The sequence below is a fragment of the Haloferax marisrubri genome (genome assembly GCF_001469875.2).
Classification (GTDB): Archaea; Halobacteriota; Halobacteria; order Halobacteriales; family Haloferacaceae; genus Haloferax; species Haloferax marisrubri.
In genome coordinates this window covers 178,353-195,812 of the sequence record NZ_LOPW02000010.1, presented here as the reverse complement: position 1 = coordinate 195,812, position 17,460 = coordinate 178,353, and the positions used below count along the sequence as shown (strand labels likewise).

Sequence of the window (17,460 nt, the reverse complement as noted above, 5' to 3'; positions counted from 1 at the left end):
GCCCGTGGCGGGCGTCTCCGTGTCGGTCGGAGTCGGGGTCGGAGTCGCCGTCGTTCCGGGGCCGCCCGCGCCGTGTTCGAGAACGACGTTCGGTTCGCCCGAGACGAACTCGGTCTGCGAGCCGCGCCAGATGACCGTGTGTTCGCGCGTCTCGTCGCCCGCGGGTTCGACGGTCGTCGCGCCGTACTCGTCGGGCCACGAGAGGATGAGCCGGGAGCTACTGTCGAGGAAGAAGCCCTCGATGGCGTCGCCGACGACGAGGCGGTCGCCGTCGACCGCCGCGAAGTTCGACCACTCGAAGGAGTAGCTGACGACGCCGAAGCTATCGGGGAGCGACCGCGTCTCGGCGGCGACCGAGACGTTCGTCGCGGTCATCTCCCGGCCAGTGGTGTTCTCGGCGGCACCGACGGTCGAGGCGATGCGGTCTGCGAACGCCGAGGTGTAGTCGTCGGGATTGGCCCGCACGTCGTCTCGGAGCGTCTGGAAGGCCTCGGTCGTGTTCTCGTCGTCGAGTCGGGTCCAGTACTGAATCTCCCAGCGGGCGTCGCCGCTCTCGGAGACCTCGACGACGATTCGCGTGCTGTCCGGTTCGACGCCCTGCTGGACGAGCGGTTCGACGCCCGGACCGCTCGCGGGGGCCTCCTGTGCGGCCGCGGTCGGCGCGACCACGGCGAGCACACAGAGGGCGGCACACAGGACTGCGAAGACAGCGTCTCGTGTCGCCATTGACCGTTCGTGCGAGCGCCCGCAGAAAAAGTGACGCGGTTCTTCCCGCCGTTCAGTCCGTCCAGCGTCTGACGAGCGGCAGACGGGCGCGGACGACGGCGTTCGCCGCGGCCACGGCCTCGTCGGCGTCGGCGCGGGTGACGCCGTCGCCGTACTTGGCGCGCTCGTAGAGTCGGCCGACCTGTCGGGTCCGCTCGTCCACGCCGACGCGGGAGAGCGAGTCGAGGTACGCCCTGACCGTCTCGCCGGGGCGACGCGGCCGGTAGTCGCGTTCGAGGGCGAGTTCGAGGCGGTCGTACGCCCGGAACACGTCGTCTGCCGGCGAGTCGGTGCGCCGCTGATACGCGGCGGTCGCAAAGCGGAGGTGCGCCGGAAGCCGCGTCCGCCTGACGCCGGCCACGACGCCGAGGAGCCCGACGAGACCGACGAAAACCGTCTCCCGAGACGGCACCTCGGGGACGAGGCCGCCGCCCTCGTCCTCCTCGGTCGTGCCGTCACCCGTGGGCGTGATACCGAGGCGCTCGTCGATGTTGGGGCCCGGCGCGTTGCTGTCGATGGGCGTCCCGTTCGGCTCAGACCCGTTTTCGGTCGGCGTCGCGGTGTCGTTCGCGGTCGTCGTGGGCTGTTCGGTCTCGTTGGACTCGACGTTCGTCTCGTTGGTGTCGACGCCCGTCTGGCCCTCGGTGCGGGCGTCGCTGAGGGTCGTCGACTCCGCGTCCTGTCGCGGGCCGGCGGGCGTCGGGTCGAAGCGCACCCAGCCGGTGTCCTCGAAGTAGACCTCGACCCACGCGTGGGAGTCGAGGCCGCGGACGACGTAGCGGTCGTCGCCGACGCGCTCGCCGGTCGTGTAGCCGGTGACGAAGCGCGCCGGGACGCCCTCCGAGCGGAGGAGCACCACCATCGTCGAGGCGTAGTAAGTACAGTAGCCGGCGTCCATCTCGAAGAGGAACGACTCGGCGATGTCGCCGTCGGGGCGAGACACCCGAAGCGAGTACTCCTTGTTGGCTTCGAGCCACTCCTCGACGGCGACGGCCTTGTCGTACGGCGTCTCCGCGTCGCCCGTTATCTCGGCGGCGCGGTCGCGGACGCGGTCGGACGTGCTGTCGGGGAGCGCGAGATACCGCTCGCGAATCTCGTCCGGGTAGTCGGTGCCGGTCCGCCGGAGCGACGCCGCGGTGTACTGCGGGACGGCGCTCGTGACGTTGTAGGTCTCGCCGATTTCGACGGCTCGGTCGGGCCGGAGGTTCCCCTGCTGGGTGACGAGCGTCTCGTTTTCGATGGCTCCGGAGACGGCGACGGGCCGCCACGCCGCGGGCATCGAGTCGAGCGGCGTCGCCGGCGTGACGGTCTGGCGGACCAGCCGCGACGGACCGTCTGGTCCGGCCAACCGGCCGCCCTCGTAGTCGCGGGTGTCGCCGGTCCTGACCCAGCCGTCGCCGGTGTAGCGGTCGAACGTCGCCGTCTGCCAGTAGTCCGGCGACGTGCTCTGGACCTCGAAGCGGACCTGCGGCGAGAGGCTGATGCTCCCGACGATGGAGATGCGGTCGTCCGCGCTCACGAGGCTGGCCTCGACGGTCGGCTGGTCGGCCACGCCCTCGTCGGGGATGACCGGCGACCCGCCCGTCCCGGGAAGGACCGTGACGGTGGCCGAGAGGACGACCATCGCGGCGAGGACGACCGTCAGCACGTCGAGTTGGCCGCCGGCGCTCCCGAAGCGGTCGATGCCGTCGAAGCCGACCGCGGCCATGCCCGCGCCGACGCCGAGGAGCGTGAGCGTCCCCGTGGCGTCGGTGGTGAGGACGAACAGGCCGAGACCGCTCCCGGCGACCGCGACGGCCGGCGCGATTCGCCCGCGGACGGCGAGATACCACGCGAGGAACACCGGGCCGGGCGTCACCGCGAGCGCCCACACGTCGGCCGACAGGAGCCGAAGCGCCGAGAGGCCGCTGAGGAGCGCGAACGTGTCGGCCAGCAGGCGCTCCGGCGAGAGCAACGCGACCTGGCTCTCGGGGAGCGCGAGGAAGTACGCCGCGAAGCCGCCGGCGGCGATGAGGACCGCGAGGGCGAGCGCGTATCTGGGCCGGAGCGTCCAGCCCACGACGGTGGCGAGGGCGAGCGTCCCCGCGGCGAGGAGGACGAACTGGTCGCGGCGACCCACGACGTTCGTGATGTCGTAGACGACCGCAAGGAACGCGCCGATGAGGACCAGCGAGGCCGCCGTCGCGAGGAGGCCGGTGGGGACGCCGAAGACGGTGTTCGTCGGCGAATTTGTCGATGACGACGATGCGTTCGCGGTCGTCACGCCGACACCCCCGAGTCGGTACCGCGGGTTCCGGCGGGACTCGCCGCGCCTCGGGGCGACGAAGCCGCCGCGTCGCCGTCGGCGCGCAGGCGGTCGAACGTCGTCTCGCGGCCGCCGAGCGCGACCCGGGTCTTCCCGGCGTCGCCGCTGACGACGACCTCGGCGGTCTCGTCGGGGACCGACCCCGAGCGGAGCCGCGAGAGGTGGACGAGAACGCGCCGGCGGTCGCCGGGCGTCGCCTCGACGACTCCGGCGGGCGAGGTGAGGTGGACCGGAACGCCGGCGTCGAGGAGCGCACAGCAGAGCGTCGCGGCCGCCTCGGCCGCGTCGTCCTCGTGGCCGTCTGTCGCGCCGGCCGAGACGCGCACCGCGTCGGCCGTGACCCGGTCGGAGTAAGCTTTCACCACGAGGTCGCCGGACTTGGCGCTCGACTTCCAGTGGATGTCGCGGAGCGGGTCGCCGGGGACGTACTCGCGCAGGCGGTCGAACTCGGCGCGCTCGTTGGTGCGCCCCGCGTCGGCGAGCGCCGAGAGGTCGCGGCGGGCCGCGGTGCCGAGCGACCGGACCCGCGGGAAGACGAGCACCTCGGTCGTCCCGCCGGCGGTGAACGACTTCGAGAACAGGCCGAGGATGTCGCGGGCGACGACGGTCGCCGGGCCGAGCGTCGCCGGGCCGCGGGCGCGGTAGGTCACTTCGTAGTCGACGCGGCCGTCGCCGACGACCGAATCGACCGCGGTGTCGCCGTCGAGGCCGGGTGAGAGGGCGTCGGTCGTCGTCGCCGGAAACGGCCTGTCGGCGTCGAGGGCGAGCGAGACGGTGCGCGTTTCGCCGGGGAAGCCGTCGTCGGGGGCGACGCGCTCGACGCGGGGCGGCGAAACCCGCCAGACCTGCACCGCGCCGACGACGAGGCCGACGGCGACCGGGACGACGACGGCGTTGAGCGCCCGCGGGCCGTAGGCGACGGCGTTGGCGACGCCGGCGACCACGACCGCGACGGCGACCCAGCCGCGGAGCGTGAGCCTCATCGGTTTCATTCGACCGGGACGGTGTCGAGCGCCCGCTCGACCACGTCGCGGCCGGAGCGCTCGTCGGTCGTCCGGACGCGGTGGGCCCAGACGCTCCGCACCTCGCGTTGCACGTCGTCGGGGACGACGTAGTCGCGGGCGTCGAGGGCGGTGCGGGCCTGCGCGGCGCGGACGAGCGCGATGGAGCCGCGGGGGCTCACGCCGAGGTCGGCGCGCGCTCTGGTGTCGGCGGCGAGCCGAGAGACGTAGCGGCGGACCGGTTCGCTCACCGTCACCCCGAGGATGCGCTCGCGGGCGTTGCGCACGTCGCCCGCCGACGCGACCGGTTCGAGCGACTCGATGGGGTGGTGTCCCGAGACGCGGCCGAGCAGTTCCGTCTCCTCGGCCTCGTTCGGGTAGCCGAGGTGAATCTTCTTCATGAACCGGTCGAGTTCGGCCAGCGGGAGGTCGTACGTCCGGTCGGGTTCCACGTCGTTCTGCGTGGCGATGACGGTGAAGGGGTCGGGGACGCGGCGGGTGACGCCGTCGACCGTCACCTGCAGTTCTTCCATGACTTCGAGGAGGGCGGCCTGCGTCTTCGGCGGCGCGCGGTTGATTTCGTCGCCGAGGACGACGTTCCCGAAGACCGGTCCCTCGCGGAACTCGAACTCGCTGGTCTGTTGGTTGAACACGTTCACGCCCGTCACGTCGGACGGGAGGAGGTCGGGCGTGAACTGAATGCGCTCGAACGAGCCCTCTATCGAGGTGGCGATGGCGCGGGCGAGCATCGTCTTGCCGACGCCCGGCACGTCTTCCAAGAGGAGGTGGCCGCGGGCGAACAGCGCCACGATGATGTCTTCGATGGCGTCGTGGTGGCCGACGATGACTCGTTCGACGTTCTCGGAGATTCGTGTCGCGAGGTCCGACACCGCCTCGACCGAGAGCGCGGGGTCGAAGTCGGCGTCTGCATGTGCATCAGTCATTGATATCCCGGATTTCCCACCGACCGTGTCGCGGGGCGGCGGGACTCTGTGTGTTAGTATTGCCTCAGTCTACCTAACCTTGCTGGGTGTGTGCACGACCCAGCCCGGGCGGCGGTTCGGGCGAACGGCCGCCGACCGCGTCGTTCCCGGCCGTTTTTATTGCTCGGCCGCCCGCCTTGTGGGTATGAACGCGGACGCCCAGCGGGAGGCGGTGTACGGCGCGCCGCCGGAGATGCTGGAAGTGCGAGACGACCTGACGCCGATGCTCTCGCAGTACGCCGACCTCTGCGAGGAACACGACGACGCCGTCGTGCTGTTTCAGGTCGGCGACTTCTACGAGGCGTTCTGCGGCGCGGCGGAGGCCGTCGCCCGCACCTGCGAGGTGACGCTGACCCAGCGCGAGGACTCCACCGGGACGTGGCCGATGGCCGGCATCCCCATCGACAACGCCGCGGGCTACCTCGAACGCCTGCTCGACGCCGGCTACCGGGTCGCGCTCGCGGAGCAAGTCGAAGACGCCGAGGAGGCGTCCGGGCTCGTCGACCGCGCCGTCACCCAACTCATCACGCCCGGCACCGTCGTCGACGAGGAACTGCTCGACGCCGGGCGGGCGACCTATCTCGGCGCGGTCGCTCGGGGCGGCGGCGACGCCGAGAGCCGCGACAGCGACGCCGAGGACGACACCGACACCTACGGACTCGCCGTCGTGGACGTTTCGACCGGCGAGTGCCTCGTCACCGGGGCGGACCGCGCGCTGGCGCTCGAAGAACTGGAGCGCCTCGCGCCCGCCGAACTCGTCGTCGGCCCGGACTGCGACCTCCCGAACCTCTCGTTCGACCCGATGGAGACGCCGTTCGAACCGGGGGCGTTCGACGCCGACGCGGCCCGCGAGACGCTGTCGGCCTACGCGCCCCGGCCGGACGCCGTGGTCGAGTCGGACGCCGAACTCCGGGCGGTCGGCGCGGCGCTCGCCTACGCCGAGTACGCCCAGGGCGACTCGAAACTGGAGTACGTCACCCGAGTCACGCGGTTCGACCCCCGCGAGTTCCTCCAACTCGACGCGACGGCCATCCGAAGCCTCGAACTGTTCGAGTCGCGGAGCGCCCGCGCGGGGAGCACGCTGTTTTCGGTCCTCGACGAGACGGCCTGCGCGCTCGGTCGCCGCCGACTGGAGGCGTGGCTCCGCCGCCCGCTCGTCGACCGCGACCGAATCGAGGCCCGACTGGACGCCGTGGACGCCCTCTGCGACGACGCCCTCGCCCGCGCCGACCTCCGAGACCACCTCTCGTCGGTGTACGACCTCGAACGGCTGGTCGCCCGCGTCTCCCGCGAGCGCGCCGACGCCCGCGACCTGCGCTCGCTGAAGACGACGCTCGACCGGGTGCCGGAAATCCGCGAGGCGCTCGCCGGGACTGGTTCCGACCTGCTGGCGGACCTGCGCGACTCGCTGGACGAACTCGAAGACGTGCGCGACCTCGTCGGCGACGCGGTCGTCTCCGACCCGCCGCAGGAGATTACCGAGGGCGGCGTCATCGCCGACGGCTTCGACGCCGAGTTAGACGACATCCGCGGCACCGCCGAGGCGGGCCGCGAGTGGGTGTCGAACCTCGAAGCCCGCGAGCAGGAACGCACCGGCATCGACTCGCTCGAAGTCGGCTACAACCAGGTCCACGGCTACTACATCGAGGTGACGAACCCGAACCTCGACCGCGTCCCCGACGACTACCAGCGCCGCCAGACGCTGAAGAACTCGGAGCGGTTCTACACGCCCGAACTGAAGGAGCGCGAGGACGAGATTCTCCGCGCCTCGGACCGCGCCGACGCTCTCGAATACGACCTGTTCTGCGAGGTCCGCGCCGACGTGGCGACCGAGTCGGCCCGGATTCAGGCCGTCGCCGACGCGCTCGCCGACCTCGACGTGCTCCGAACGCTCGCGGACGTGGCGGTGGCGAACGACTACGCCCGCCCCGAGTTCCACGCGGGCGACGAGACCGGCGGCATCCGCATCGACGCCGGCAGACACCCCGTCGTCGAGCGCGCACAAGACGAGTTCGTCCCGAACCCCGCCGACCTCCCGCGGGGGAGCGTCGCGCTCGTCACCGGCCCCAACATGTCCGGCAAATCGACGTACATGCGGCAGGTGGCGCTCGTCTGCGTCCTCGCGCAGGTCGGAAGCTTCGTCCCCGCGAAGTCGGCCCGACTGCCGGTCCTCGACCGCGTGTTCACCCGCATCGGCGCGTCCGACGACATCGCGGGCGGCCAGTCCACGTTCATGCGCGAGATGAGCGAACTGACCGAAATCCTCCACAACGCCACCGGCGACTCGCTCGTCCTCCTCGACGAGGTCGGCCGCGGCACCTCCACCGCCGACGGCCTCGCCATCGCCCGCGCGGCCACCGAGTTCCTCCACGACGAGGTCGGCGCGACGACGCTGTTTGCGACCCACTACCACGACCTGACCGACGCGGCCGACGACCGCGAGGGCGTGTTCAACCTCCACTTCACCGCCGCGCGCCGCGACGGCGAGGTCACGTTCCTCCACAGCGTCGCCGACGGCCCCTCCTCGTCGTCCTACGGCGTCGAAGTGGCGCAGTTGGCCGGCGTGCCGGCGAGCGTGGTGGCGCGCGCTCGGGACCTCGTGGACGAGACCGAGACCGACGCCGGAACCGCGGACGACTCCGACGCGGACGGCGTGGCCGCCGCGAACGGTGAGACCGACGAGACCTCCGAAGACGGCACGCTGGCCGCCTACGTCGATGGGTTAGAGAACGGCCACGGAGAGAACGAGCACCGGAAGCAGGGAACCGCGGCAACCGCGACGACCGCGACGAACGCAACGGCCGCGGCGGCCGAACCGACCCCCGAACTCGAAGCCGTCGCCGAGGCGCTCCGCGAGGCCGACCTCGTGGACACCACGCCGTTGGAGGCGCTGAATCTCCTCTCCGACCTCAAAGGAAAGCTCGAATGATTCGCCGACTCGACCCGGAGACGCGCTCGAAAATCGCCGCCGGCGAGGTCGTCGCTCGCCCAGCGAGCGTCGTGGTCGAACTGGTCGAAAACGCCCTCGATGCCGACGCTGAGACCGTCGAAATCGAGGTCGACGGCGACGGAACCGAGCGAATCCGCGTCGCCGACGACGGTCGCGGGATGGCAGAATCGGACGCCGCGCTCGCGGTCGAGCGACACGCGACGAGCAAACTCTCGGCGGCCGACGACCTCGAAACGGTCGAGACGCTCGGCTTCCGGGGCGAGGCGCTGCCGAGCATCGCCGCGGCCGCCGCCCGCCTCGAACTGACGACGAACGACGGCGGCCCGCGGGGGACGCGAGTCGTCGTCGACGGCGACGAGCGGACCACGGACGGCGAGCGCGAGAAGACCGTCTCGCCCGCGGGTCGGGCGCGCGGGACGACCGTCGAAGTGACCGGCCTGTTTTCCGACCGCCCGGCGCGGAAGAAGTCGCTCGCGTCTCCGAAAGCCGAGTTCGCCCGCGTCTCGGCGGTCGTCACGCGCTACGCGCTCACGCGCCCGGACGCGCGGTTCGTCCTGCGACACGACGGCCGCGAGACGCTCGCGACGCCCGGGACCGGCCGCTTCGCCGACGCGCTCTTGGCGGTGTACGGCCGCGACGCCGCGAGTCACGCCTCGACGTTCGACTCGTCACGGGAGGTCTCGGCCGCCGGCGAGACGGCCACGGTCGAAGTCGACGGCGCGCTCTGCCACCCGGAGGTGACGCGCTCCCGACGGGACCACGTCCACGTCTCGGTCAACGGCCGCGCCCTCGCCGACTCGCGGCTCCGCCGGGCGGTCGCCGACGGCTACGGGACGCTCCTGCCCGACGGGCGCGAACCGGTCGGCGTCGTTCGACTCCGCCTGCCGCCCGCGTGGGTCGACCACAACGTCCACCCCGCGAAGGACGAGGTTGGCTTCAGAGACGCCGACGCGGTCGCCGAGGCGGTCGAATCGAGCGTACGTGACGCGCTCTCGACGGTCGACCTCCGCCGGAGCGGCGAGGTGGCGATGGACCTCGATAGCTCGCTCGCGCCCGTCGAGGCCGCGTCGGTGTTCGACGACCTCCGCGTCATCGGGCGCTTCCGCGACCTGTACCTGCTCTGTGAGGCCGACGACGAACTCCTCGTCGTCGACCAGCACGCGGCCCACGAGCGCATCAACTACGAGCGACTCCGCGAGGCTGTCGAGTCGGCGGGTATCGACGCGGTCTCCGTCGACCCGCCCGCGACCGTCTCGCTGTCGCCGACCGACGCGGCGCTCCTCGATGCGAACCGCGACCTCATCGAGGAACTGGGGTTCCGCGTCGCCGAGTTCGGCGACGGGGGCGGGAACGACACCTACCGCGTCGAAGCCGTGCCCGCGCCGCTCGGCAGGCCGTTCGCCCCGGACGCCCTCGCCGACGTGGTGGCCGACCTCGCCGCCGGCGACGACGCAGACCCCCGAGACGAACTGCTCAAAGACCTCGCGTGCCACCCGTCGATAAAAGCCGGCGACGACCTCGGAGACGACGAGGCCGCGCGGTTAGTCGAGCGACTCGGCTCGTGCGAGACGCCCTACACCTGTCCGCACGGCCGGCCGACAGTCCTCTCTATTGACGAGGAGACGTTCGTCCGCGGATTCGGCCGACGAAGCGGTCGGCTCGGGTAGGTCTCGGGGAGGCCTCAGCGGGAGCAACGTTGCCGAGCCACCCCGACTGAGTCGTGCGAAGTGGTGCGGTGGCTCAGACAGGGGTAGTTACCAGATAGTGACGAGAATTTCGCGGCCGGCCGCTACCAGTCCTTGCAGTCCAGACAGACGTACTCGTCGCCGTCAAGCCACCGCTTTTGGACCGACTCTCCGCACTGCGGGCACGCCGCGGCCTCGGGTGTCCACCGATAGGTGGCGAGCGTACTCACGTCGCGGTCGTCGGCGTCGCTGGCATTGGTGTCGCCGGCATCGGGTGAGTCGTCAGCGCCGTCGACAGCCGTCGGTTCGTCGGCAGCGCCGTCGTCGCCGCCGGCGAAGTCGTCGAGCGAGCGGTTCGGCATGACTCAGCGTCCGTGGGCGCGGTCCTTATCGGTGCCGACCGAGCGGCGCGGTGGACGACCGCCGCGAACAGGGGGGCGAGGCGAGTTCCACCGGACGGGTGAGCGCCGTGCGAAACCCACACAATCAATACCCCCGAATCCCGAGAGTCGCGCATGGCAACACTCACGGACTTCGTCATCGCGCTCCTCACGAGCGTCCTCGAACTGGTGGTGACCTTCGCCGACGTGGCGCTGAGCGACCCGCTCTCGACGGTGAGTTTCCTCTTCGGCAACATCTTCATCCTCCTCGCCGTCGGCGCGTTCGCCTACGTCACCCTCGGCGCAATCGGCGCGGAACTCGGGATTATCGGTGTCGGCTCGTCGACCGGTAGGCCGCCGCAGCGAGAGTAATCGCTTCTTCGAGGTCGGGGCCGACCGGTGACCCGACCACGACGCCGTCAGCGTGTTCGAGCACCGCGTCCATCTGGTCGGCCACGTCGTCCGGCGTCCCGGCCATCGAGAAGGCGTCTATCATCGCCGGCGTGACGAGGCCGAACGCCTCGGAGAACGCGCCGGCGGAAATCTTCTCGCCGATGTCGCTCGCGCGGTCGGCGTCGATGCCGTGTCTGTCGAGGACCGGCGGGGCCGCTCCGGCGGTGATAAACGCGACCGGCGGGCGGGCGGCCTCGCGAGCCGCCTCCGCGTCCTCCGAGACGGAGACGCTGGCGTAGGCGGCGAGGGTGAACTCGCCGCGCGAGTCGGGGCGGTCCTCGACGCCGATATCGACCTGTTCTCTGGCCCACGCGAGGTCGTCGGGGTGCGAGCCGTTGAACAACAGGCCGTCGGCGTGCTTGCCGGCCATGCGACACATGTGCGGTCCCTCGCCCCCGACGTACACCGGCACCTCGCCGGGCACGTCGAAGTTGAGGCCGGCGTCGGTCGCCTCGAACGTGCCGTCGTGGGTGACGCGCTCGCCGTCCCAGAGCTTCTGTGCGACCTTGAACGCCTCCAGCACGGAGCGGAGGCCGCGCTCGTCTTCGAGGCCGAGGTTGCGGAGCGTCGAGGGGTCCCCCGGGCCGATACCGAGGAGGCCGCGGCCGCCCGAGGCCTCGGCGACGGTCGCCACCTTGCCGGCGAGCGTCACGGGGTGCAGCTCGTAAGGGTTGGCGACGCCGGGGCCGAGGCGGATGTCTTCCGTCTCGGCCGCGAGCCGCGCGAGGACCGCGAAGGGGTCGCGGTTGTTGTAGTGACACGAGACGAAAAGCGAGTCGTAGCCCTCGCGTTCCGCCTGCGTGCCCAGTTCGACGAGGTCGTCGACGGGATGTTCCGGGGTGAGTTCGAGTCCGAGCATAGTGTGAGCGTGGTGTGTGCGTGATGTGAGCGTGAAATGGTGAAGCGAGTCGTCAGGGGTCGTAGCGCCACTCGCGGAGCGCCTGTCGCACGAAGTCGCCGTCGATGTCGCGGAAGTGGGCGTCGCTTTCGCCGTGGTCGCCCCACTCGAAGTCGCGGACGACGACGACGGGCGTGCCGCCGTCGCCCTCGCCCTGCACGAGGTTGGCGGCGGCGGCGAGTTCGTCCACGACGCTCTCGACGGTGACGCCGAGTTCGCGGCCGTCGCGATCAGCCTCGCCGCGCCAGTCGCGCGAGGCGCTCAGGCCCGCCCAACCGATGGCGACGCCGCGCTGGCCGTGTCGGAACGGCCGGCCGCAGGTGTCGGTGACGACGACCCGGTCGGCGTCGATGCCGGCGCGGATGCGCTCGGCCGACTCGCTCGGGCGCTTCGGGAGCAACAGCAGGTCGTGGTCGGGGACGTTCGAGCGGTCGATGCCGGCGTTGACGCCGACGTGGCCGAACCGCGTCTCCGTCAGGAGGAACGGCTCCGCCATGACGAGGTCGACGCTCTCTTCGAGGACCGCCTGCGCGAACCGCGGGTCCTTCTCGTCGCCGGTCAGTTCGGCGAGGCGGGCGGCGAGTTCGCGCGCCCGCGGGCCGGCCGGGAAGTCGTCGAGGTCGGCGAACCGCCCTTCGGCCTTCGAGACGACGGTGGAGGCGACGCAGACCACGTCGTCGGGCCGGAGGTCGACGCGCTCCGAGACGAGGGCGGCGAGGTCGTCGCCCTCGCGAATCTCGGGCACGTCGGGGACGGGAAACAGCTCCATACCGAACCGGAAGGCGAGGGCGGTGAAAAACGACGGGATGCTGGCGAACCGGGCCGGTATCGCAGGCGGGCGGGGAGGGCCGACTCGCTGGTGGGCGCATCGCCCGACGAGACGGTTCCGGGGCGGCGACGCGGCGGCGGTGCGTCGGCGACCCGCCGAACTCAGTCGTCGCGGACGACCTCGACCGACAGCGTGCCGTCGACGACAGAGCCGACCATCATCGTCGCGTCGTCGCCCGGATTCGCCGCCGTCGCGGTGCCCGGGTTGAGGACGCGGACGCCGTCGACCGTCTCGTCGACCACCTCGTGGATGTGGCCCGCGACGCCGACCGCACCGTTGCCTGCGGCGTCCCTGACCGCGTCGGCGACGCGGGACTCGTAGCCCGTTCTCGTGCCCGTGCCGTGGGTGACGACGAACGTGACCCCCTCGACCTCCGCGACCTCGACGAACGGGAGGTCGATTGCCGGCGGGTCGATGTTCCCGCGAACGCCGACGAACCGCGCCGAGAGGTCGCGGAGGCGGTCGAGCGTGTCCGGCGAGTCGAAGTCGCCCGCGTGAATCACGAGGTCGGCCTCGCGGACCCGTTTTTGGACCCACGGGGGAATCCCGTCGGCCCGCCCCGGAACGTGCGTGTCGCTCAGGATAGCGAGTCGCATACCGACACCACGCGACCGGCCTGAATAGTCGTTTTGTCAGTCGCTGACGTAAGTCACGATATGCCACACGTCGTCACCGTCTTCCTCCGACACGGCGGCCGCGTCCTCCTCGCCCGCCGGAGCGAGGCGGTCGGAACGTATCAGGGCCGCTGGGCCGCCATCTCCGGCTACGTCGAGGGCGACCTAGCCGACGCCGAGCGCGACGTCCGGCGCGAACTCGCCGAGGAAATCGGCGTCCACGAGTCCGACGCCGACCTCGTCCGTGCGGGAGAACACGTCTCAGTCGCCGACGGAGGGCGCGAGTGGACCGTCCACCCGTTCCTGTTCGACGCGCGGAACCGTGACATCGACCCGAACGAGGAACTCGCCGCGGTCGAGTGGGTCCACCCGACCGCGATTCGGGAGCGCGAGACGGTCCCCGGACTGTGGACGGCCTACCGCCGGGTCGCGCCCGCGGTCGAGACCGTCGCCGCCGACGAGACCCACGGGTCGGCGTGGATTTCGCTCCGAGCGCTGGAGGTCCTGCGCGACACCGCCGCCGAGGCGGATTCGCGGGACGCGGTCGCGTCGGTCGCCCGGCGACTCCGCGACGTGCGCCCGAGCATGGCCGCCGTCGAGAACCGCGTCAACCGCGTTATGGCGGACGCGGACCCTGAACCCGAATCGGTTCGCCGCCGCGCCGAGACGGCCATCGACACCGCCGCCGAAGCCGACGACGCGGCGGCCGCCCGCGCCGCCGAACTCATCCGCGAACGCGGGTTCGACCGACTCGCCACGCTCTCGCGGTCGGGGACCGTCCTCGCGGCACTCGAAGCCGTCGCGGCCGCCGAGGCCGATGTATTCGTCGTCCTCGTCTCCGAGTCCCGACCCGGTGGCGAGGGCGTCGGCGTCGCCGAGAGCCTCGCCCGAGAGGGACTCGACGCGACGCTGACCACCGACGCGGCGCTCCCCGGATTCGTCGCGGGCGGGGGAGCAGACGCCGTCCTCCTCGGGGCCGACTCGGTGCTCGCGTCCGGCGGCGTCGTCAACAAGGTCGGGAGCCTCCCCGTGGCGCTCGCGGCCGCCCGCGCCGACGCCCCCGTGTTCGCCGTCTGCGCCCGCGACAAGGTTTGCGGCGACGACCGCTTCGTCGGCGAGGACGCGGGCGCGCTGTACGACGGCGAGGCCGCGATAGGAACCGAGAACCCGCTTTTCGAGGTCGTCCCCGCGGACCTGCTCTCGGGCGTCGTCACCGAGGACGGGGTGTTGGACGCGGACGAAATCGGTGCGGTCGCGGCCGAACACGCCGCGCTGGCGGCGTGGGACGACTGAGGCGAGTGTGGGGTTTCGGGGAACCGTCGGGACCACCGCTCGGCGGGGCGAAAAGGGTGGATTCTTGAGCGTCCGACCCGGACTCCGACTCGGTGGCGATGACGAAGGTTACCCCCACTCAGCCCCTTGTGATGATAGATTTCATCCGAGCCACCAACTACTGACGACCCGCCGCTCGGTCGCCCCGAACACACTTCGCCCCGGAGCGCCGCGTCCGCGACCGTAGCGCGCCGAATCAGCCGTTTCGAGCTAGCTATTTCTCGTCAAACGAACAATATGAGGGTATGTACCGCCGCACGTTTCTCGGCCTCGTGAGCGCGGCGACCGCCGGACTCGCGGGCTGTACCGAGGGGAGTGTGCGGCCGCCGAGGGCCGGATTCCCCCCACCGGAGAACCCCGACCCGGTCGTCGCGCAGGGCTTCCCACGGACGGTCTGTAGCGCGCCGCCGAGCCCCGTCGACGGGGTCCACGCCATCGTCGACCCCGCGGTCGATTCGGGGTGGGCGGGCCGGCGAGTCGACGCGAAGTACCGCTTCGGCGACGACCCCGAACCCGGTCTGTACGACGGGACGTACGTCGTCGGCGTCGAGCGCGGCGGGGCGACCCGCGCGTACCCGCTTTCGGTGCTCTGGTGGCACGAAGTCGTCAACGACAGCCTCGGCGGCGACCCGCTGTTCGTGTCGTACTGTCCGATGTGCCAGTCCGGCCTCGTGGCCGAGCGGGTCGTAAACGGGGCGCCGACGACGTTCCTCGTCTCGGGGCAACTGTGGCAACCGCCGGCGACCCGCGGTTTCACGAGCGCCGCCGAGGGGCGGGTGTTCGGCGCGTCGGTCCTGACCGGCGACGCAGAACTCCGAAACGCCGCGAACCTCGTGCTCTACGACGAGGCGACCGGGAGCTACTGGAGCCAACTGCTGGCGACGGGTATCTGTGGCCCGCAGTCCGGCGAGGAACTGGCGGTACTCCCGTCGTCGGTGACGACGTGGGCGGAGTGGCGCGCCGACCACCCCGACACCGACGTGCTCCTCCCGCCGCCGTGGTCGAAGACGACGTAGGGCGGGGGCAGAGACCGGGAACCGAAAATCGGAGAGCGGAAACCAGAACTCCGAAACCGGACACCGACGCCGAAGCCGCAACGTCCTTCGTGAGCCGCCGCGACCCCTCGGCCATGCACATCGAACGCATCGCGGTCGACGAGTCGGTCGGTCGGACGATGCCGCCGGGGCTGTTCGTCGAGGCGCTGTCGGGACACGGCGTGCCCGTCGAGCGCGTCGGCGACGACGAGGAGTTCGGGCCGGGCGACGCGGTCGCCACGTTCGGCCACAGAGACGCGTTCGTCGACGCCGACTGGGTCCACTGCGTCCGCGCCGGCTACGACGAGTTCCCCGTCGCCGACTACGAGGCGGCCGGCACGGCCCTGACGAACAGCACCGGCGTCCACGGGACCACGGTCGGCGAGACGGTCGTCGCCTACATGCTGACGCTGGCCCGCCGTCTCCACGCCTACCGCGACGCTCAGCGCGACCGTGAGTGGGACCTCCCGCGCTACAAGGAGCCGTTCACCCTCGACGGCGAGCGGGTCTGCGTCGTCGGCCTCGGCACGCTCGGCCGGGGCGTCGCCGACCGCGCGGCCGCCCTCGGCATGGACGTCGTCGGCGTCCGGCGCTCCGGCGACCCGGTCGAGAACGTCTCCACGGTGTTCACGCCCGACCGGCTTCACGAGGCCGTCGCCGACGCCCGGTTCGTCGTGTTGGCGATGCCGCTGACAGAGGAGACGGCGGGCATGGTCGCCGCGCCGGCGTTCGAGGCGATGCGCGAGGACGCCTACCTCGTGAACGTCGCGCGCGGCCCCGTCGTCGACGAGGACGACCTCGTGGCGGCGCTCGACGCCGGCGACATCGCGGGCGCGGCGCTCGACGTGTTCGCCGAGGAACCGCTCCCCGCGGAGTCGCCGCTGTGGGGCTTCGACGAAGTGCTCGTCACGCCGCACGTGAGCGCTGCGACGGGGAAGTACCACGAGGACATCGCGGCGCTCGTGCGGGAGAACGTCGAGAAGATAGCCGCCGGCGACCCGCTCACGAACCGGGTGGCGTGAGGGGCCGCCGCGGTCCGAACCGGGGACGAAACAGCCGACGCGTCGCCGCGTCGCTCAGAGGAACTTGAACAGGTCGTCGCGGCCCTGTTCGTGGAGGTGCGACCGCAGGGCCTCCTCGAGGTGCGAGATGTCGCCGCGCTTGGCCGTGATGGGCGCGATGACGTTCCGCCACTGCTTCCACGGCGGAAAGAGACCGAGACGGTCACAGAGGTCGTTCAGGCGTTCGTCGCGGTCGTCGACCTTGTCCATCTTGTTGACCGCGACCACGGTCGGGATGTCGAGTTCGTCGAGGAAGAAGAACATCTCCACGTCGTGGGGGATGGAGTCTTCGGTGGTGTGGCGGTCGATGATGTCGATGACGCTTTTCCCGTCGACGACGAGGACCGCCGCGAGGATGTCGTCCGCGTGCTCCTCGATGTACTGGACGACGTCGGTCTTGATGGCCTCGCGGGTGTCGCGGTCGACCCCGGACATGAACCCGAATCCGGGGAGGTCGGTGAACATGAAGTGCTCCGCGTTCCAGTCGAAGTGGTTGGGTTTGCGGGTGACGCCGGGCTTCTTGCCCGTCGTGAATTTGCTGTGACCCGTCAGCTCTCGCATCAGGGTGGACTTCCCCACGTTCGACCGCCCGACGAGGACGATTTCGTCGCGGTCCGGTCGGTCTTGGAACATACCGGTGGTTCGCCACCGCGACAGATAAGATGGGCGGAACGGACCCGCCGGTTCGGGGCGTGGGCGTCGAAAAAATCACGTCTCCAAGCGAGTCGCCCCCACGACGACTCGCCGACGACGCGTGAATGCGGCGGTCGCGTCAGTCACAGCCGCTGGCCGATAGCTCGCCCGCGTTCTCGTCGATGAATCGCAGCAGCGGCTCGATTTCGTCGAATCGAGGGCCGCACGCGACGGAACCGCGACGACGGTTCCACTCGACGAAGCCGGCGTCAGCGAGCTTCGGGAGATGAACGTGGAACAGTTCCACCTTCAGTCGGTCGCGGTCGCGGCCGCCACCAACGGCCGCGTCCCGCGTTGCCGCTTCGAGGCGTGCGCGTCGCCGTCGGCGAAGGCCCATCAGCAACCGTCGCCGATGGACGTTCCCGAGGGCGTCGAACGCCTCGTCGAGGCGGGGAGACGTCGCGGCTACCATCGGCGCGACCCCCGCTGGATCCGAACGGGCGTCGCGCGACGGACGCGAGACGCCGAGGCAAGGCG

Annotated in this window: 16 protein-coding genes; 6 read left to right on the top strand and 10 right to left on the bottom strand. The window is 71.1% G+C overall.

From position 1 onward, the window contains the following. The 4 genes from AUR65_RS08170 to AUR65_RS08155 all read right to left on the bottom strand — a co-directional run. On the bottom strand, positions 1-726 hold a 726-nt coding region (locus tag AUR65_RS08170; RefSeq protein ID WP_449405008.1), incomplete at its 3' end, for a DUF7345 domain-containing protein. Positions 727-778: 52 nt separating this feature from the next. Beyond that, positions 779-3,028 (bottom strand): transglutaminase TgpA family protein, encoded by a 2,250-nt coding sequence (locus tag AUR65_RS08165; RefSeq protein ID WP_058566358.1) that lies wholly within the window; start codon positions 3,026-3,028, stop codon positions 779-781. Further along, positions 3,025-4,053 (bottom strand): DUF58 domain-containing protein, encoded by a 1,029-nt coding sequence (locus AUR65_RS08160; RefSeq protein ID WP_058566373.1) that lies wholly within the window; start codon positions 4,051-4,053, stop codon positions 3,025-3,027. Before AUR65_RS08160 ends, AUR65_RS08165 begins: the two co-directional genes overlap by 4 nt. 5 nt (positions 4,054-4,058) lie before the next feature. Then, entirely contained in the window at positions 4,059-5,015 is a 957-nt protein-coding gene (locus AUR65_RS08155) for an AAA family ATPase (RefSeq protein ID WP_058566357.1), read from the bottom strand. 184 nt (positions 5,016-5,199) lie between these two features. Between AUR65_RS08155 and mutS the strand changes: the two genes are divergently transcribed. Together mutS and mutL are read left to right on the top strand one after the other, a co-directional pair. Beyond that, positions 5,200-7,983, top strand: a complete 2,784-nt coding sequence (gene mutS / locus AUR65_RS08150) for a DNA mismatch repair protein MutS (RefSeq protein WP_058566356.1) — start codon at positions 5,200-5,202, stop codon at positions 7,981-7,983. After that, positions 7,980-9,671 carry a DNA mismatch repair endonuclease MutL gene (gene mutL / locus AUR65_RS08145; protein WP_058566355.1) on the top strand — a complete coding sequence of 564 codons (1,692 nt, stop codon included), beginning with the start codon at positions 7,980-7,982 and terminating at the stop codon, positions 9,669-9,671. The genes mutS and mutL overlap by 4 nt, the downstream gene beginning before the upstream one ends. Positions 9,672-9,793: 122 nt before the next feature. On the opposite strand, the gene AUR65_RS08140 is transcribed toward mutL, so the two are convergent. After that, positions 9,794-10,051: a DUF7573 domain-containing protein gene (locus AUR65_RS08140; RefSeq protein ID WP_058566354.1), complete on the bottom strand. Its 258-nt coding sequence runs from the start codon at positions 10,049-10,051 to the stop codon at positions 9,794-9,796. A 153-nt stretch (positions 10,052-10,204) separates the two neighbouring features. Here AUR65_RS08140 and AUR65_RS08135 point away from each other — a divergent pair, with 153 nt between their 5' ends. After that, the gene (locus AUR65_RS08135; RefSeq protein ID WP_058566353.1) at positions 10,205-10,441 is read left to right on the top strand and encodes a hypothetical protein; all 237 of its coding nucleotides are present in this window, start codon (positions 10,205-10,207) and stop codon (positions 10,439-10,441) included. Here the strand turns inward: AUR65_RS08135 and AUR65_RS08130 are convergent. From AUR65_RS08130 to AUR65_RS08120, 3 genes are all read right to left on the bottom strand, one after another. Continuing rightward, on the bottom strand, positions 10,395-11,381 hold the full coding sequence (locus AUR65_RS08130) for a 5,10-methylenetetrahydromethanopterin reductase (RefSeq protein WP_058566352.1): 987 nt from the start codon (positions 11,379-11,381) through the stop codon (positions 10,395-10,397). The two genes, AUR65_RS08135 and AUR65_RS08130, sit on opposite strands and share 47 nt — an antisense overlap. A 52-nt stretch (positions 11,382-11,433) precedes the next feature. Then, complete coding sequence (locus AUR65_RS08125; RefSeq protein WP_058566351.1) at positions 11,434-12,189, bottom strand: coenzyme F420-0:L-glutamate ligase; 756 nt, start codon at positions 12,187-12,189, stop codon at positions 11,434-11,436. Positions 12,190-12,350: 161 nt separating this feature from the next. Next, entirely contained in the window at positions 12,351-12,845 is a 495-nt protein-coding gene (locus AUR65_RS08120) for a metallophosphoesterase family protein (protein ID WP_058566350.1), read from the bottom strand. A 60-nt stretch (positions 12,846-12,905) separates the two neighbouring features. Here AUR65_RS08120 and AUR65_RS08115 point away from each other — a divergent pair, with 60 nt between their 5' ends. From AUR65_RS08115 to ddh, 3 genes are all read left to right on the top strand, one after another. Continuing rightward, positions 12,906-14,156, top strand: coding sequence for an NUDIX domain-containing protein (locus AUR65_RS08115; protein ID WP_058566349.1), 1,251 nt, complete (start codon positions 12,906-12,908; stop codon positions 14,154-14,156). 284 nt (positions 14,157-14,440) lie between these two features. Then, entirely contained in the window at positions 14,441-15,211 is a 771-nt protein-coding gene (locus AUR65_RS08110; RefSeq protein ID WP_058566348.1) for a DUF3179 domain-containing (seleno)protein, read from the top strand. A 113-nt stretch (positions 15,212-15,324) separates the two neighbouring features. Beyond that, a complete protein-coding gene (gene ddh, locus AUR65_RS08105) occupies positions 15,325-16,251 on the top strand; it encodes a D-2-hydroxyacid dehydrogenase (RefSeq protein WP_058566347.1) in 927 nt (308 codons plus the stop codon). A 54-nt stretch (positions 16,252-16,305) separates the two neighbouring features. Here the strand turns inward: ddh and engB are convergent, their stop codons facing one another. Beyond that, positions 16,306-16,923, bottom strand: a complete 618-nt coding sequence (gene engB, locus AUR65_RS08100; RefSeq protein WP_058566346.1) for a GTP-binding protein EngB — start codon at positions 16,921-16,923, stop codon at positions 16,306-16,308. Positions 16,924-17,062: 139 nt separating this feature from the next. Then, positions 17,063-17,395 (bottom strand): DUF7344 domain-containing protein, encoded by a 333-nt coding sequence (locus tag AUR65_RS08095; protein WP_058566345.1) that lies wholly within the window; start codon positions 17,393-17,395, stop codon positions 17,063-17,065. Between the last annotated feature and the right edge of the window lie 65 nt (positions 17,396-17,460).

Coding starts and splice junctions, on each gene's coding strand:
- AUR65_RS08160 (WP_058566373.1), bottom strand. CDS start 4,053: ATGAGGCTCACGCTCCGCGGCTGGGTCGCCGTCGCGGTCGTGGTCGCC.
- AUR65_RS08155 (WP_058566357.1), bottom strand. CDS start 5,015: ATGACTGATGCACATGCAGACGCCGACTTCGACCCCGCGCTCTCGGTC.
- mutS (WP_058566356.1), top strand. CDS start 5,200: ATGAACGCGGACGCCCAGCGGGAGGCGGTGTACGGCGCGCCGCCGGAG.
- mutL (WP_058566355.1), top strand. CDS start 7,980: ATGATTCGCCGACTCGACCCGGAGACGCGCTCGAAAATCGCCGCCGGC.
- AUR65_RS08140 (WP_058566354.1), bottom strand. CDS start 10,051: ATGCCGAACCGCTCGCTCGACGACTTCGCCGGCGGCGACGACGGCGCT.
- AUR65_RS08135 (WP_058566353.1), top strand. CDS start 10,205: ATGGCAACACTCACGGACTTCGTCATCGCGCTCCTCACGAGCGTCCTC.
- AUR65_RS08130 (WP_058566352.1), bottom strand. CDS start 11,381: ATGCTCGGACTCGAACTCACCCCGGAACATCCCGTCGACGACCTCGTC.
- AUR65_RS08125 (WP_058566351.1), bottom strand. CDS start 12,189: ATGGAGCTGTTTCCCGTCCCCGACGTGCCCGAGATTCGCGAGGGCGAC.
- AUR65_RS08120 (WP_058566350.1), bottom strand. CDS start 12,845: ATGCGACTCGCTATCCTGAGCGACACGCACGTTCCGGGGCGGGCCGAC.
- AUR65_RS08115 (WP_058566349.1), top strand. CDS start 12,906: ATGCCACACGTCGTCACCGTCTTCCTCCGACACGGCGGCCGCGTCCTC.
- AUR65_RS08110 (WP_058566348.1), top strand. CDS start 14,441: ATGTACCGCCGCACGTTTCTCGGCCTCGTGAGCGCGGCGACCGCCGGA.
- ddh (WP_058566347.1), top strand. CDS start 15,325: ATGCACATCGAACGCATCGCGGTCGACGAGTCGGTCGGTCGGACGATG.
- engB (WP_058566346.1), bottom strand. CDS start 16,923: ATGTTCCAAGACCGACCGGACCGCGACGAAATCGTCCTCGTCGGGCGG.
- AUR65_RS08095 (WP_058566345.1), bottom strand. CDS start 17,395: ATGGTAGCCGCGACGTCTCCCCGCCTCGACGAGGCGTTCGACGCCCTC.